General features: G+C 50.1%; 13 protein-coding genes and 1 tRNA gene. All 14 read right to left on the reverse strand.

Annotated features, from left to right (window positions below):
• On the reverse strand, positions 1-581 hold a 581-nt coding region (locus tag OEY58_22575), incomplete at its 3' end, for a GTP-binding protein (GenBank protein ID MDH5328241.1).
• 72 nt (positions 582-653) lie between these two features.
• A complete protein-coding gene (fusA, locus tag OEY58_22580; protein MDH5328242.1) occupies positions 654-2753 on the reverse strand; it encodes an elongation factor G in 2100 nt (699 codons plus the stop codon).
• 80 nt (positions 2754-2833) lie between these two features.
• The gene (gene rpsG / locus OEY58_22585) at positions 2834-3304 is read right to left on the reverse strand and encodes a 30S ribosomal protein S7 (GenBank protein ID MDH5328243.1); all 471 of its coding nucleotides are present in this window, start codon (positions 3302-3304) and stop codon (positions 2834-2836) included.
• Positions 3305-3367: 63 nt separating this feature from the next.
• Positions 3368-3742, reverse strand: a complete 375-nt coding sequence (gene rpsL / locus OEY58_22590) for a 30S ribosomal protein S12 (GenBank protein ID MDH5328244.1) — start codon at positions 3740-3742, stop codon at positions 3368-3370.
• A 206-nt stretch (positions 3743-3948) separates the two neighbouring features.
• Positions 3949-8157 (reverse strand): DNA-directed RNA polymerase subunit beta', encoded by a 4209-nt coding sequence (gene rpoC / locus OEY58_22595; protein ID MDH5328245.1) that lies wholly within the window; start codon positions 8155-8157, stop codon positions 3949-3951.
• Between the two features lie 33 nt (positions 8158-8190).
• On the reverse strand, positions 8191-12270 hold the full coding sequence (gene rpoB / locus OEY58_22600; protein ID MDH5328246.1) for a DNA-directed RNA polymerase subunit beta: 4080 nt from the start codon (positions 12268-12270) through the stop codon (positions 8191-8193).
• Positions 12271-12552: 282 nt separating this feature from the next.
• Positions 12553-12924 (reverse strand): 50S ribosomal protein L7/L12, encoded by a 372-nt coding sequence (rplL, locus tag OEY58_22605; protein MDH5328247.1) that lies wholly within the window; start codon positions 12922-12924, stop codon positions 12553-12555.
• A 47-nt stretch (positions 12925-12971) separates the two neighbouring features.
• Positions 12972-13499, reverse strand: coding sequence for a 50S ribosomal protein L10 (rplJ, locus tag OEY58_22610; protein ID MDH5328248.1), 528 nt, complete (start codon positions 13497-13499; stop codon positions 12972-12974).
• Between the two features lie 215 nt (positions 13500-13714).
• Positions 13715-14410, reverse strand: a complete 696-nt coding sequence (gene rplA / locus OEY58_22615; protein MDH5328249.1) for a 50S ribosomal protein L1 — start codon at positions 14408-14410, stop codon at positions 13715-13717.
• Positions 14410-14841 (reverse strand): 50S ribosomal protein L11, encoded by a 432-nt coding sequence (gene rplK / locus OEY58_22620; protein ID MDH5328250.1) that lies wholly within the window; start codon positions 14839-14841, stop codon positions 14410-14412. Before rplK ends, rplA begins: the two co-directional genes overlap by 1 nt.
• 115 nt (positions 14842-14956) lie before the next feature.
• Positions 14957-15490, reverse strand: a complete 534-nt coding sequence (nusG, locus tag OEY58_22625; GenBank protein MDH5328251.1) for a transcription termination/antitermination protein NusG — start codon at positions 15488-15490, stop codon at positions 14957-14959.
• 15 nt (positions 15491-15505) lie between these two features.
• A complete protein-coding gene (gene secE / locus OEY58_22630; GenBank protein ID MDH5328252.1) occupies positions 15506-15844 on the reverse strand; it encodes a preprotein translocase subunit SecE in 339 nt (112 codons plus the stop codon).
• A gap of 37 nt (positions 15845-15881) precedes the next feature.
• Positions 15882-15957, reverse strand: a tRNA-Trp gene (locus OEY58_22635).
• 85 nt (positions 15958-16042) lie between these two features.
• Positions 16043-16779: EF-Tu/IF-2/RF-3 family GTPase (locus OEY58_22640; GenBank protein ID MDH5328253.1), on the reverse strand; the 737-nt coding region annotated here is incomplete at its 5' end.

Raw genomic sequence — 16779 nt, forward strand, 5'->3', positions numbered from 1 at the left:
AGCTTCTCAATGGACGGTACGCCAATATCAGAGGTATCCCCTTCCAAGGCTTTCAGTGCTGAACCCGTTACAATCGGGGTGTCGTCGCCTGGAAATTCATAGGTGTCCAGCAGTTCGCGGATCTCCATTTCTACCAGTTCCAGCAGCTCGGCGTCATCCACCATGTCCGCTTTGTTCATGTACACCAGTATGTACGGTACACCAACCTGGCGGGACAGCAGTATGTGCTCCCGCGTTTGTGGCATCGGACCGTCAGCCGCGGATACCACCAGGATCGCTCCGTCCATTTGCGCCGCACCTGTGATCATGTTCTTTACATAGTCCGCGTGTCCGGGGCAGTCTACGTGGGCGTAGTGGCGGTTGGGAGATTCATACTCTACGTGCGCCGTAGCAATCGTGATTCCGCGTGCTCGTTCTTCCGGGGCGCTGTCGATTTGATCGTACGCCTTCGTCTCCCCGCCGAATTTATCAGCCATCACCTTGGTTAACGCCGCCGTTAACGTCGTCTTACCGTGATCGACGTGACCGATCGTTCCTACATTCACATGCGGTTTCGTTCGTTCAAATTTTTCTTTGGACACGCTGGTACCCCTTTTTCATTACAGTAGGTTTAAAGTTAAATTCTCAGATCTTGTCACGCTTAACTCGATCTATTATCTCATACGTTTCATAACTGCTTCAGTCACGCTGGACGGCGCCTGACTGTATTTACAAAATTCCATCGAATACGTGGCTCTGCCTTGACTCATGGAACGCAGGTCCGTGGCGTAACCGAACATTTCGCCCAGCGGCACTTCGGCCCGGATAATTTTTCCGGTATGACTGTCTTCCATGCCCTGCACTATGCCACGACGACGGTTCAAGTCACCCATCACATCCCCCATGTATTCCTCTGGGGTTACCACTTCTACTTTCATCATCGGTTCCAGCAACACGGGGTCAGCTTCTAAAGCACCCTTTCTGAACCCCATGGATCCGGCGATTTTAAACGCCATCTCGCTGGAATCCACATCGTGATAGGAACCGTCAAATAAAGCCACTTTCACATCTTCAATAGGATACCCGGCCAAAATTCCATTTTTCATTTGCTCCTGGATACCCGCATCCACCGCGCCGATGTATTCTCTCGGAACGACACCACCGACAATGGCGTTTTCAAACTCGTAACCGCTGCCCGGCTCTTTTGGCATAATTCGCAGCCACACATGGCCGTATTGACCCCGACCACCGGATTGGCGTACAAACTTTCCTTCCGCCTCCACTTGCTTGGTAATCGCTTCGCGGTAAGCCACTTGTGGTGCCCCAACATTGGCTTCAACCTTAAACTCACGTTTCATGCGATCTACAATAATTTCCAGGTGCAGTTCGCCCATCCCGGAAATAATGGTCTGACCCGATTCTTCATCCGTATGAACTCGAAATGAAGGATCTTCTTGCGCCAGCTTGGATAAAGCGATACCCATTCTTTCCTGGTCCACTTTAGTCTTCGGCTCTATGGCGACGGAGATAACCGGATCGGGAAAATCCATCTTCTCCAACGTAATTATTCGCTTCAGATCACACAAGGTTTCCCCTGTGGTTACATCTTTTAAACCTACCGCTGCGGCAATATCACCGGCACGAACTTCTTTAATCTCGTCCCGACTGTTCGCATGCATTTGCAACAAACGGCCAATGCGTTCCTTACGACTTTTGACCGGGTTGTAAACGGTATCTCCGGAGTTCAACACCCCTGAATATACCCGGAAGAAAGTCAACGTACCCACAAACGGGTCGGTTGCAATCTTAAAAGCCAATGCCGCGAATGGCTCGCCATCGGATGCCGGCGCTTCCACCTCGGTCTCTGCCTTATCATCCAGATGACCTTTGATTGCCGGCACATCAGTAGGCGCAGGCATGTATTCCACGACTGCGTCCAACATTGCCTGAACGCCTTTATTCTTAAACGCCGAACCGCACAAGGCCGGGACAATCTCGTTGGCCAGAGTTCGAATGCGTAAACCCAGCTTAATTTCTGTTTCGGACAAATCCCCTGTTTCCAGGTATTTCTCCATGAGTTCTTCGTTGGCTTCCGCCGCAGCCTCCACCATGCTCTCCCGCCACTGTTCGCATTCGGCGTGCAGTTCGGCTGGAATCTCTTTGGCATCATAAGTGGCGCCACGATCCTCTTCGTTCCAGTAAATGGCCTTCATACGAATAAGGTCCACCACACCTTGGAACGACTCTTCAGCGCCTATGGGGATCTGCACTGGAACTGCCGTAGAGCCTAAACGCTTTTTGATCTGCTTCACCACGCGCAAAAAGTCTGCGCCGGCGCGATCCATCTTGTTCACGAACGCTAACCGCGGTACGTGATATTTATTCGCTTGCCGCCAAACGGTTTCCGATTGGGGCTCGACACCACCTACCGCGCAAAACACGGCACAGGCGCCATCCAAAACTCTTAGTGAACGCTCAACCTCAATGGTGAAGTCCACATGCCCCGGCGTATCGATGATATTGATCCGGTGCTCTTCAAACTGCTGATCCATGCCTTTCCAAAAGCAGGTTGTTGCCGCGGAAGTAATGGTAATCCCGCGCTCTTGTTCCTGCTCCATCCAGTCCATGGTGGCGGCACCATCGTGAACTTCACCAATTTTGTGCGAAATCCCTGTGTAAAACAGGATTCGCTCTGTTGTTGTCGTCTTACCGGCATCAATGTGCGCCATGATGCCAATATTACGATAACGGTGAATTGGTGTTTTCCGTGCCACGCTCTTAAGTCTCTGACTTTTGTCTGTTTGACTATCAACTTTAACTCGCTGCGTCTGCTTTGATCAGCCAGCCGTACATCTTACCAGCGATAATGCGCGAAAGCTTTATTGGCTTCAGCCATTCTATGTGTATCTTCACGTTTCTTCACTGCAGAGCCACGATTATCAGCAGCATCCATAATTTCACCGGCCAAGCGGCGTTCCATGGATTTCTCGCTCCGCTTTCTTGCTGAGTCCACCAACCAACGCATGGCCAGCGTCGTGCGACGTTCAGCACGAACTTCTACGGGCACCTGATAAGTTGCGCCACCAACGCGGCGGGATTTAACTTCCACCATGGGACGTACGTTGTCCAACGCTTTGGTCAGCATTTCAATTGGCTCGGCTTTGGTTTTTTCCATAGCCGCATCCAACGCGCCGTAAACAATTTTTTCCGCGACGGATTTTTTGCCATTCAGCATTACCATATTGACAAACTTCGCCACGGTTTCGCTTTTGAATTTTGGGTCTGGCAGCACGTTTCGTTTTGCAGCAACTCGTCTTCTAGCCATTTTTCTACCTGTGTACCTTATGGTTACCTTGTATATGTCTACGTATTGAAACGACTGAATCTACTAAGATTTTGGTCGTTTCGCGCCGTACTTGGAGCGCCCTTGGCGCCGCTCGGCAACACCGGATGTATCCAGGCTACCGCGAACAGTGTGGTATCGCACACCCGGCAAGTCTTTTACACGACCGCCACGAATCAGGATTACGGAGTGCTCCTGTAAATTGTGCCCTTCACCACCAATATATGTCGTTACTTCCTGACCATTGGTCAGCCTGACACGCGCCACTTTACGCAGAGCTGAATTCGGTTTTTTCGGCGTCGTGGTGTACACACGCGTACACACGCCGCGTTTTTGCGGACAGGCTTCCAGCGCGGGAACATTGCTCTTTACGGTCTGGCGCACACGCGGTTTCCGTACTAATTGATTGATTGTTGGCATTCAGTTGCTCCGACCCAAAATAAAACGACAGGCGAGACGGTCCCGCCTGTCTGAGAAAGAGCGCGAATTTTAGGCCTATGACCGCATCCTGTCAAGATGCAAATAGATCTAAAACACTGAGGCCAGTCAATTTATCCTAGGAAACACGTAAAGGGACAAAATTAGAGCCATAAACCCTATATAATACAGGGTTTATGGCGACCAATTTATTGATTGACAACCTGCTCCTCAGCAGATCCATCAGAACTGGCATCATCAACAGAGGATTCCTTAGGAGCAAATTGCGGCTCTTCCGGCGATTGCCTGCGGCGACGCTCTTCGTGATAGGCCAAACCGGTCCCAGCCGGAATCAAACGACCAACAATGACGTTTTCTTTCAAACCTCTCAGGTTGTCCACTTTTCCGCCAACAGATGCTTCTGTGAGCACTCGGGTGGTTTCCTGGAAAGAGGCAGCAGAAATAAAGGATTCTGTCGCCAAAGAGGCTTTAGTAATACCCAACAGCAAAGGCTCATATGTCGCCGTAAGCTTCCCTTCCGCTTGCAGTTTTTCGTTTTCCTCCAGGAAGCGAGAGCGTTCCATTTGCTCCCCCTTAAGGAATTTACTGTCACCGGGAGATGCTACTTCCACTCGGCGCAACATTTGACGAACAATGACCTCTATGTGCTTGTCATTGATTTTCACCCCCTGCAGACGGTAAACCTCCTGAACCTCATTGGCAATGTACACTGCCAGCTCTTCCACGCCCAGCAAGCGCAATATGTCGTGAGGGTTGGGTGGGCCATCGGCAATGGTTTCACCCCGTTCCACATGCTCACCTTCAAACGCAGTGATATGGCGCCATTTGGGAATCAGCTCTTCATAGGCGTCACCATCGTTAGGTGTAATTACCAAACGACGCTTACCTTTGGTTTCTTTTCCGAAACTGATAATTCCGGAAATCTCTGCTAAAATAGCCGGCTCTTTGGGCTTTCTTGCCTCAAACAGCTCAGCAACTCGTGGCAAGCCACCGGTGATGTCACGGGTTTTGGAGGACTCTTGCGGAATACGAGCAATAACATCGCCAATTTCCGCTCTGGCTCCGTCTTCGAGGTTTACAATAGCACCGGCCGGCAGTACGTAGTGAGCCGGCACTTCACTGCCCGCAATGTTTAAGTCATTGCCGTCCGCATCCACCAGCTTAACCATGGGACGCATATCCTTGGCACTGGTACCGCGTTGTTTGGGGTCGATGATAACCAGGGAGGAGATACCGGTATATTCATCCATCTCTCTTTGTACAGTAATCCCTTCCACCAAATCGTTAAAGCGGATGATCCCCTCTACCTCAGTAATTACGGGGTGAGTATGTGGATCCCAGGTCGCTACCACTTGACCGGAAGTCACCTCATCCCCTTCTTTAACACTAATCTCCGAACCATAGGGCACTTTGTAGCGCTCGCGTTCACGGCCATGGGTATCTGCCAGGGTGACCTCACCGGAACGGGAGACCGCCACCAGATTACCGTTTTTACGCTGCACCACTTTTATATTGTGTAAGCGCACAAAACCTTTCGATTTGATTTCGATATTGTTCGCCGCTGCCGCCCGAGACGCTGCACCACCAATGTGGAAAGTACGCATGGTCAACTGAGTACCCGGCTCACCGATACTTTGGGCAGCAATAACACCCACAGCCTCACCGGAATTCACCAAATGACCGCGAGCCAGATCTCGACCATAACATGAGGCACACACACCATAACGGGTTTCGCAGGTAATGGGTGAACGAGCCAATAACTGATCCACCCCATTTTCTTCCAACGTCTGCACCATTTTCTCGTCCAGCATGGTACCGCCTTCCACCAACACATCGTCCGTACCTGGCTTGTATACATCTCTGGCGAGAACACGACCCAACACGCGCTCACTCAAGGTTTCCACCACGTCACCACCTTCAACCAGTGGTTGTTTGAACAAGCCTTTATCCGTACCACAATCGGTTTCAACCACGACCAAATCCTGAGCCACATCCACCAAACGTCGGGTCAAATAACCGGAGTTTGCTGTTTTCAGCGCGGTATCCGCCAAGCCCTTACGAGCACCGTGGGTCGAAATAAAGTACTGTAATACGTTCAAACCTTCGCGAAAGTTAGCCGGTATTGGCGTTTCGATAATGGAACCGTCCGGTTTTGCCATCAAACCACGCATCCCAGCCAACTGGCGAATCTGGGCAGCACTACCTCGTGCCCCGGAGTCAGCCATCATGTAAATGGAGTTGAAGGACTTTTGTTTAATCTCGTTACCATCGCGGTCAATAACCGTATCGGACCCCAACACATCCATCATGGCCTTGGCGACTAAATCATTGGTATTGGACCAGATATCTACCACTTTATTGTAGCGCTCACCGTTAGTCACCAAACCGGAACTGTATTGTTCTTCAATTTCCTGAACCTGTGCATCGGCGTTGGCGATAATTTTTTGTTTCTCTGGCGGTACCACCATATCGTTCAGACCGAAAGAAACAGCCGCTTTGGTAGAGTAATGAAAACCGGTGTACATTAACTGGTCGGCAAATATAACCGTCTCTTTCAACCCCACCTGTCGGTAACAGGCGTTGATCATGCCGGAAATCGCTTTCTTCGTCATAGGCTGATTGGCGATTTCCAGCGGCAGACCCGGAGGCAGGATTTCCATGATGATAGCTCGACCCACCGTGGTATCAATGACTCGCGACTTGGATTCAATTTCACCCGCTTCATTGCGTACACGATCTCGAACTCGCACTTTGACGCGAGCATGAAGATCGGCATAACCCAGCGAATAGGCTTTGTGTGCTTCATTTATGTCGGCAAACATCATACCTTCGCCCGTGGCATTGACGCGCTCGCGGCTCATATAGTACAAACCTAAAACCACGTCCTGAGACGGTACGATGATAGGTTCACCATTGGCCGGTGACAGGATATTGTTACTGGACATCATCAGAGCACGGGTTTCCATTTGCGCTTCAATGGAAAGCGGCACGTGTACCGCCATTTGGTCACCGTCAAAGTCGGCGTTAAATGCGGTACAAACCAGAGGATGCAACTGGATTGCCTTACCTTCAATTAAAACCGGCTCGAATGCCTGGATACCTAAACGGTGCAATGTAGGTGCACGGTTGAGCATGACGGGATGCTCGCGAATCACCTCTTCCAGGATATCCCAAACCTCCGGACCTTCCCGCTCCACCATTTTCTTTGCCGCTTTGATCGTAGTTGCCAAACCGCGCAACTCCAACTTACTGAAAATAAAAGGTTTAAACAGCTCCAAACCCATTTTCTTGGGCAACCCGCACTGATGCAGTTTTAAGGTAGGCCCCACCACGATAACAGAACGACCGGAGTAATCCACGCGTTTACCCAGCAAGTTCTGACGGAAACGACCTTGCTTGCCCTTGATCATGTCAGCCAAGGATTTTAATGGACGTTTGTTGGACCCGGTAATGGCTCGACCCCGGCGACCGTTATCCAATAAGGCGTCTACGGACTCCTGTAACATACGTTTTTCGTTCCGTACGATTATATCGGGCGCGTTAAGTTCCAACAGGCGGCGCAGACGGTTGTTTCGATTAATGACCCGGCGATACAAATCGTTCAAATCGGAAGTGGCAAAACGCCCGCCGTCCAGCGGCACCAATGGACGCAGTTCCGGTGGTAATACGGGCAACACCGTCATAACCATCCATTCGGGACGATTGCCGGACTCCAGAAAAGACTCCACCAGTTTTAGTCGTTTGGTGAATTTCTTATATTTGGTCTCAGATTTAGTCTCGGCGATATCTTCACGTAATGTCGCCGCTTCTTCCTGCAAATTAATATTGCGCAGCAGCTCATAAACACTCTCGGCACCCATTCGCGCGTCAAATTCGTCACCATATTCTTCTATGGCTTCCAAGTACTGCTCATCGGTGAGCAACTGACCGCGCTCCAACTGTGTCATACCCGGATCAATAACCACAAATGCTTCGAAATACAGTACTCGCTCAATGTCACGCAAGGTCATATCCAACAATAAACCAATGCGGGACGGTAGTGATTTCAAAAACCAGATATGCGCTACCGGGCTGGCCAGCTCGATATGCCCCATTCTTTCACGACGCACCTTAGCCAGCGTGACTTCCACACCGCATTTTTCACAAATAACGCCACGGTGTTTCAGCCGTTTATATTTACCGCACAAACATTCATAGTCCTTCACAGGACCAAAAATCTTGGCACAAAAAAGTCCGTCCCGCTCCGGTTTAAAAGTGCGGTAGTTAATGGTCTCCGGTTTTTTTACCTCTCCGTAAGACCAGGATCGAATCTTTTCCGGTGAAGCCAGACCGATGCGAATCGCGTCAAAATCTTCAACCTGCCCCTGCGCCTTTAAAATCTTCAATAGATCTTTCATCGCTTCTCCTGCCGTATGTCAGCTGATGTTCTGTTAATGCTCTAGTTCGATATCGATACCCAGGGACCGAATCTCTTTAATCAAGACGTTAAAGGATTCCGGCATGCCTGCTTCCATCTGATGATCACCATCAACGATGTTCTTATACATCTTGGTACGACCATTCACGTCATCGGATTTGACCGTCAACATTTCCTGCAAGGTATAGGCAGCACCATAGGCTTCCAGAGCCCAGACCTCCATCTCCCCAAAACGTTGTCCACCAAATTGGGCCTTACCACCCAGAGGTTGCTGGGTTACCAAGCTGTAAGGACCGGTGGAACGGGCATGCATTTTGTCATCGACCAAATGATTCAACTTGAGCATGTACATATAACCAACCGTGACCGGGCGCTCAAAAGCTTCTCCGGTACGACCGTCATAGAGCGTGGTCTGTCCGGATTCCGGCAATCCGGCCAGTTTCAACATGCGGCGAATTTCATCTTCCGACACACCGTCGAAAACAGGCGTTCCCATGGGAACCCCTTTTACCAGATTTTTAGCCAGCTCCATCGCCTCGCCGTCATTCAAGGATTTAAGGTCTACTTTCACCCCTTCACCTTGGTTGTAAATATCATCCATAAAACCGCGCACTTCTGCGATGGAACGCTGTTCTTCCAGCATGCGGCCAATCTTGAACCCCAGGCCTTTGGCTGCCCAACCCAAATGGGTCTCCAACACCTGACCCACGTTCATACGCGAAGGTACCCCCAAAGGATTGAGCACGATATCCACCGGAGTGCCGTCTTCCTGATAAGGCATGTCCTCCACAGGTACAATCATGGAAATAACCCCTTTATTACCGTGGCGTCCGGCCATTTTGTCGCCGGGCTGAATACGACGTTTCACTGCCAGGTAGACCTTCACCATCTTCAACACACCGGGAGCCAATTCGTCACCGGAGGTCAGTTTGGCCCGTTGATCTTCGAAATGGGCATCCAACTCGGCACGTTGTTGCTTCATTTGCTCCGCCAAACCTTCCAACTGTGCATTGGCATCGTCAGCTTTGAGTCGAATCTCAAACCAGTTCGCTTGCGGGACTTCGTCCAAATAAGACTTGGCGATCTTGGTTCCTGATTTCAAACCACCGGGTCCACCGGCTGCCACTTTACCGATCAGCAGTTTTTCCGCACGTTGGTAAATGTCGTCTTCCACGATACGGTACTGGTCATTTAAGTCTTTTTTGGCGCTGGCCAGAGAAGCTTCCTGAATCTGCAGCGCTCGGGCGTCTTTCTCGACACCATCACGGGTAAACACGCGAACGTCGATAACCGTGCCGTCCATACCGGAGGGAACGCGTAAGGAAGTATCTTTCACGTCAGAAGCTTTTTCACCGAAGATCGCCCGTAGCAGTTTTTCTTCGGGAGTAAGCTGAGTTTCACCTTTTGGCGTTACCTTACCCACCAAAATGTCGCCGGGCTTAACTTCTGCCCCGACGTACACAATGCCGGATTCATCCAACTTGGATAAGGCACTTTCACCCACATTGGGAATATCCGAGGTGATTTCCTCCGGACCCAATTTGGTATCGCGCCCCATACAGGTAAGCTCTTCAATGTGAATGGTGGTGTAACGGTCTTCCTGTACCACCCGCTCTGAAATCAGAATGGAGTCCTCGAAGTTGTAACCGTTCCAGGGCATGAACGCCACCAGCATGTTTTGTCCTAAAGCCAGTTCACCCATGTCCGTGCTGGGCCCGTCCGCCAAAACATCGCCGCGTTCCACGGCATCTCCGGGACGCACCAGCGGTTTTTGATTAATACAAGTGTTTTGGTTGGATCGGGTGTATTTGGTTAAATTATAAATATCCACACCCGGCTCACCGGCAGCTGTTTCTTCGTCATTCACGCGGACCACAATACGGCCGGCATCCACCGAATCGACAATACCACCGCGTCTGGCCAATACGGTTACCCCGGAGTCCATCGCCACAGAACGCTCAATTCCGGTACCTACCACGGGTTTTTCGGCTATTAAGGTGGGTACCGCCTGACGCTGCATATTGGAACCCATCAAAGCCCGGTTGGCATCGTCATGCTCCAGGAAGGGAATCAAAGCGGCCGCAACCGATACGATCTGTCGTGGCGAAACGTCCATATAGTCGATCTTATCCGGTGTGGACATGGTAAATTCGTTTTGATGGCGGCATGATACCAAAGCGTCGGTCAACCGTCCTTTCGTATCAATGGTGGCGTTAGCCTGGGCAATCACATACTGCCCTTCCTCGATAGCGGATAAATATTCGATATCGTCGGTAACCTTGCCACTCACCACCTTGCGGTAAGGTGTTTCCAGAAACCCGTATTCATTCGTACGAGCATACACCGCCAAGGAGTTGATCAAACCAATGTTGGGGCCTTCAGGGGTTTCGATAGGGCAAACCCGACCATAGTGAGTGGGGTGTACGTCACGCACCTCAAACCCAGCGCGCTCACGGGTTAAACCACCCGGACCCAAAGCCGACACACGGCGCTTGTGGGTAATTTCAGATAAGGGATTGTTCTGGTCCATAAACTGGGACAGCTGACTGGAACCAAAAAATTCCTTGATAGCCGCCGAAACCGGTTTGGCATTGATGAGTTCTTGAGGCATTAAGCCTTCGCTCTCCGCCAGACTTAATCGCTCCTTCACGGCACGCTCGACACGGACCAAGCCCACGCGAAACTGGTTCTCCGCCATTTCACCAACGGAGCGCACTCGACGGTTACCCAAATGGTCGATATCATCCACGAAACCGTTGCCGTTTCGGATTTCGATCAAACTGCGTAATACGTTGACAATGTCTTCCTTATCCAAAACACCCTGTTCTTTCTTGGCATCGTCCAATCCCAATCGGCGATTGAATTTCATCCGCCCTACCGCAGACAGGTCATAGCGTTCTTCATTGAAAAACAGATTTTCGAACAGGGTTTGAGCTGCTTCTTTTGTTGGCGGCTCGCCCGGACGCATCATGCGGTAAATTTCAACCTGGGCTTCCAACTCGGTACGGGTGGAATCCAGCCGCAGCGTGTCCGAAATAAACGGTCCTTGATTTAAATCATTGGTATAAATGGTTTTGATGGATTTAACATCGGCTTTTTCGAAGGCCGCCAATAAATCTTCGGTGAGTTCGTCATTGGCGTTGGCGATGACTTCGCCTGTGGATTTCTCCACAATGTCCTCTGCCAGAGATTTACCGTGAATATATTCCAACGGAACCACCAGGCTTTTCATTCCGGCCTTGTCCATATCCCGAATGTGTTTTGCTGTGATTTTGCGGCCCTTTTCCACCAATACTTTGGTCTTGATTTTTATATCAAAGCTGGCCGTTTCCCCGCGCAGGCGCTCAGGAATCAATTCCAGCTTGGCCCCTTCTTTGGTAAAGGTAAAACTATCGGTCTCAAAAAACATTCCCAGGATTTCGTTATTGTCGTACCCCAAGGCATGTAAAATCACCGTGGCCGGCAATTTGCGGCGACGGTCAATGCGCACGAATACACAATCTTTGGGATCGAATTCAAAATCCAACCAGGAACCACGGTAAGGTATTACCTGGGCATGATATAACAGTTTACCGGAAGAATGGGTTTTACCCTTATCGTGATCAAAAAACACACCCGGTGAACGATGTAACTGAGACACAATAACCCGCTCCGTGCCGTTGATCACGAAGGTACCGTTATCTGTCATCAAGGGCATTTCGCCCATGTAGATTTCCTGTTCTTTGATGTTCTTAACAGGCTTGGGGGTTGCCTTAGAGTCTTTGTCGTAAATAACCAGGCGCGCGGTAACCCGTAACGGCGCGGCATAGGTGAGCCCCCGTAATTGACATTCCTTTACATTAAAGGTCGGATTACCCAGACGGTAGCTGACATATTCCAAAGCCGCGTTGCCGGAGTAACTGACGATGGGAAAAACGCTTTTTAAGGCTCCGTGTAATCCCAAATCTTTTCTGTTGTCCAGAGGCACGTCAGCCTGCAACAGTTTGCGGTAGGATTCTATTTGGATGGCCAAAAGATACGGCACATCCATGATACTGGGAAATTTACCAAAATCTTTACGAATGCGCTTTTTTTCAGTAAAGGAATAGCCCATTTGAGTTCCTCTGTTTAGTCAAAATCATTCAACACGTGGTGAGACGCCCGGTCTCAGGGACTCTTGTTACAACCAGCAAATGTTAAAACCAATAAAAAACTTACAAGCAGCAAAAGGCCGGCAGCATTACGCTACCAGCCCGATGCCTTTTGTATTACAGCCAGCACTTGATCTAATGTAATAAGTCCTATTAACAATGCATCCAGCTAGAAACACCTGTTAAATTACTACACAAGTTCAGGTGTACAATTTGTTGCAAATTCAATCGTCTATGCAACAAGTTTACTTCAATTCTACAGTAGCGCCAGCTTCTTCCAATTGTTTTTTCAGGTCTTCTGCTTCGTCTTTGCCTACGCCTTCTTTCACTGCAGAAGGTGCACCTTCTACCAGCGCTTTGGCTTCCTTCAGGCCCAGACCGGTGATACCGCGTACGGCTTTGATAACGCCAACTTTGTTGTCGCCAAATCCGGCCAGAATAACATCAAATTCGGTCTTCTCTTCTGCTGCTGCAGGAGCGTCAGCCGGTGCAGCTACAACGGTAGCAGCGGCGGCAGAAACACCGAATTTTTCTTCCATTGCTTCAATCAGATCCACCACTTCCATGACAGTCATGTTTGAAATTGTATCTAAAATATCTTCTTTAGAAACAGCCATTGTATATAAACTCCTCTAATACCCATAAAGCCTGGGTGTTGAAATAATTAACCCGCCTGTTTTTGGTCGCGAACTGCAGCCACCGTACGAACCAGCTTGGCATGCGGTTCAGCCATAGTGCGCACAAACTTGGTAATGGGCGCTTTCATAACTGACATCAACATAGCAATAGCCTGGTCCTTGGTGGGCATACTGGCCAATCGCGAAATCTCGCCGGCTTGCAGCAACTTGCCTCCAACGGAGGCAACTTTAGCCACCAGTTTGTCATTTCCTTTTGAAAAATCGGAAATAACTCTGGCCGCCGCACCGGGATCATCCTGGGAAAAAGCCAGTATCAAAGGTCCAGTCAAACTGTCTGACATACATGCGAACTCGGTACCCTCAATGGCACGTTTGGCCAAGGAGTTTTTCACCACTCGCATATAAACAGAAGCCTCTCTGGCTTTGCTGCGCAAAACGGTCATATCATCAACGGACAAGCCGATATACTCGGCAGCCACTGCGGAATAAGCCTTGGCAGCAACCTCTGATACTTCCGCGACAACAGCCTTTTTCTGATCAAGACTTAATGCCACGTTATACACCTCCAGTTAAGTTAAAACAGGACAAATGCGGACATTCATCCGTTTACGGCGGCCTTTTCCAAGCGTCGGGCTTGTCTGGGCATCGCCGTCTGCGTAGGTCGGATTATCCTCATTAAGCAATACCGGAAAAGTACTGCACCTACGGTCTTTGACGACCTCCGACCCCGTATCCCACAAGGGATGCCGGGCCGAAGTTACAAAGTCGGTTACATCTTCAGCGTGGATTTATCCACTGCTATACCCGGCCCCATGGTGCTGGAGACGGTTACTTTCTGCACATAAACACCTTTGGCAGTACTGGGCTTAATTTTGATCAAGTCCGCCAGCAAAGCTTCCAGGTTTTCCTGCAGCTTGGGATTTTCAAAACTAAGTTTACCGATGGGGCAATGAATAATACCGCCTTTGTCAGCACGATAGCGCACCTGTCCGGCTTTGGCATTTTTCACTGCGTTAGCCACATCCGGGGTTACAGTTCCCACTTTGGGATTGGGCATCAGACCGCGAGGCCCCAGAATTTGACCTAACTGACCTACGACACGCATAGCGTCCGGAGAGGCAATAACGACGTCGAAATCCATATTGCCTTTTTTAATACTGTCTGCCAAATCATCAAAACCAACGATATCAGCACCGGCTTCTTTGGCCGCATCTGCGTTGGCCCCTTGGGCAAAAACCGCTACGCGGACGGATTTACCAGTACCATTAGGCAATACGGTCGCACCACGTACAACCTGATCGGATTTACGCGGATCTACACCCAGATTCACAGCCACATCGACAGACTGTGCAAATTTGGTGGTTGGCATGGATTTCAATAAATCCAGGGCCGCACCAATATCGTAAAATTTGCCTGCTTCAATTTTTTCCCGGAAGGCTTTTGCTCGTTTGCTTAATTTAGCCATTACACACCCTCCGTCTCAATACCCATGCTACGAGCACTGCCGGCGATCGTGCGCACAGCAGCATCCAGATCTGCAGCGGTCAAATCCGGCTCTTTGGTCTTGGCAATTTCTTCCAATTGGGCCCGGTTGACTTTACCCACTTTATCCCGGTTAGGTACCGGGGAGCCCTTGGAAATACCGGCAGCTTTCTTTAACAAAATCGAGGCCGGCGGCGTCTTGGTGACAAAGGTAAAGCTACGATCACTGTAGACGGTAATCACAACTGGAATTGGCATGCCTTGCTCCAGACTTTGAGTCTGGGCATTGAAGGTTTTACAGAATTCCATAATATTAACACCGTGTTGACCCAAAGCCGGGCCCACCGGTGGACTGGGATTTGCCTGACCTGCAGCAACCTGCAGCTTGATATAGGCATCAATTTTTTTCGCCATGATTATTACTCCTGTGTGGGTGCAAACGCCGTTACGTTTTTAAAAAAGTAACCGGCTCCCCTGTTAAACCAATTCGGATAAGTCCGAACCAAAAAATCCAGAAACTATAAATTCACTATCCTTTTTCGACCTGCCCAAACTCCAGCTCAACCGGAGTGGAACGGCCAAAAATCAAGACAGAGACGCGCATTTTGCTCTTTTCGTAATCCACCTCTTCAACGACACCGTTAAAGTCATTAAAGGGTCCATCGATAATACGCACCATTTCACCAGGCTCAAACAAGACTTTGGGTCGCGGTTTTTCCACGCCTTCCTGTACTCTCTGCAGAATCTGGTTTGCTTCCTTCTCGCTAATGGGGGTCGGCTTGTCACCGGTACCACCAATAAAGCCCAAGACCTTAGGGGCATCTTTTACCAAATGCCAGGTCTCATCATCCATTTCCATATTGACCAACACGTATCCGGGAAAGAATTTACGCTCGCTTTTGCGCTTCTGCCCTTCCCGCATTTCAACAACCTCTTCGGTGGGTACTAATATTTCACCAAACTTGTCCTGTAAACCCTTGCGATTTACCCGTTCTTGAAGCGATCGGCGTACTTGTTGCTCAAATCCCGAATAGGCATGAACCACATACCAGTGTTTTGCCATAATAAGTGGGCCCTCTTAAACGGTGAAATAGCGTACTGCCCAGCCGAGAAACATGTCCATCAACCAGAGGCAGACGCCCACAAATAACACTGCAACCAATACAAACACTGTTGTTTGCCAGGTTTCTTTACGAGTAGGCCATACGACTTTGCGTACTTCAGTTCTGGAATCTTGGACAAATGCCGCCGCCGCCCGACCTGTTTCGGATTGCATTGCTATTAATATAGACAATCCAGCAGCAACCAGCAGCGCAACGACTCGCAACAGTAACGACTCTTCCGAGTAGTAGTAAAAACCACCCAAAGCGGCCGCCAAAGGAATTACAGCAACTGTCAGTTTCAACTTTTCCAAAATTTTTCTCTCAATACTGCCATGCCTGCCGCTGAGCAAGTGGCAGGCCAGGAGGGAATCGAACCCCCAACCTGCGGTTTTGGAGACCGCTGCTCTGCCAATTGAGCTACTGGCCTAACTTACCCTGCTAAAACAAGAACCATTACAACAGCCCGATGCTCTCAGCGGGTTCACACCGCCCCAGGTCTGTCCTGACTAACTCTATTCGATAATTTTGGAAACCACACCGGCACCTACCGTGCGTCCGCCTTCACGGATCGCAAAGCGCAGGCCATCTTCCATCGCGATCGGCGCAATCAATGTCACCGTCATCGCCACGTTGTCTCCAGGCATTACCATCTCTACGTCTTTGGGCAGGTCTACCGCGCCCGTTACGTCTGTTGTTCGGAAGTAAAACTGCGGACGATAGCCATTGAAGAACGGCGTGTGGCGTCCACCTTCGTCCTTCGACAGTACGTACACTTCCGCTTCAAACTTGGTGTGCGGGGTAATCGAGCCCGGCTTGGCCAATACTTGACCTCGCTCTACTTCCTCTCGCTTCGTGCCTCGCAGCAGAACCCCTACGTTGTCACCCGCCTGACCCTGATCCAACAACTTACGGAACATCTCGACTCCCGTACAGGTGGTGGAGGCCGTTTCCTTTATGCCTACGATCTGGACTTCGTCGCCCACTTTCACAATCCCGCGCTCAATTCGTCCGGTGACTACCGTACCACGACCGGAGATGGAGAATACGTCTTCTACCGGCATCAGAAAGTCTCCGTCAATGGCACGCTCAGGTTCCGGTATGTAGCGGTCCATTTCGTCAATCAGCTTCTCAATGGACGGTACGCCAATATCAGAGGTATCCCCTTCCAAGGCTTTCAGTGCTGAACCCGTTACAATCGGGGTGTCGTCGCCTGGAAATTCATAGGTGTCCAGCAGTTCGCGGATCTCCA

The organism is Gammaproteobacteria bacterium (assembly GCA_029882975.1).
GTDB lineage: Bacteria > Pseudomonadota > Gammaproteobacteria > SZUA-152 > SZUA-152 > JAJDNG01.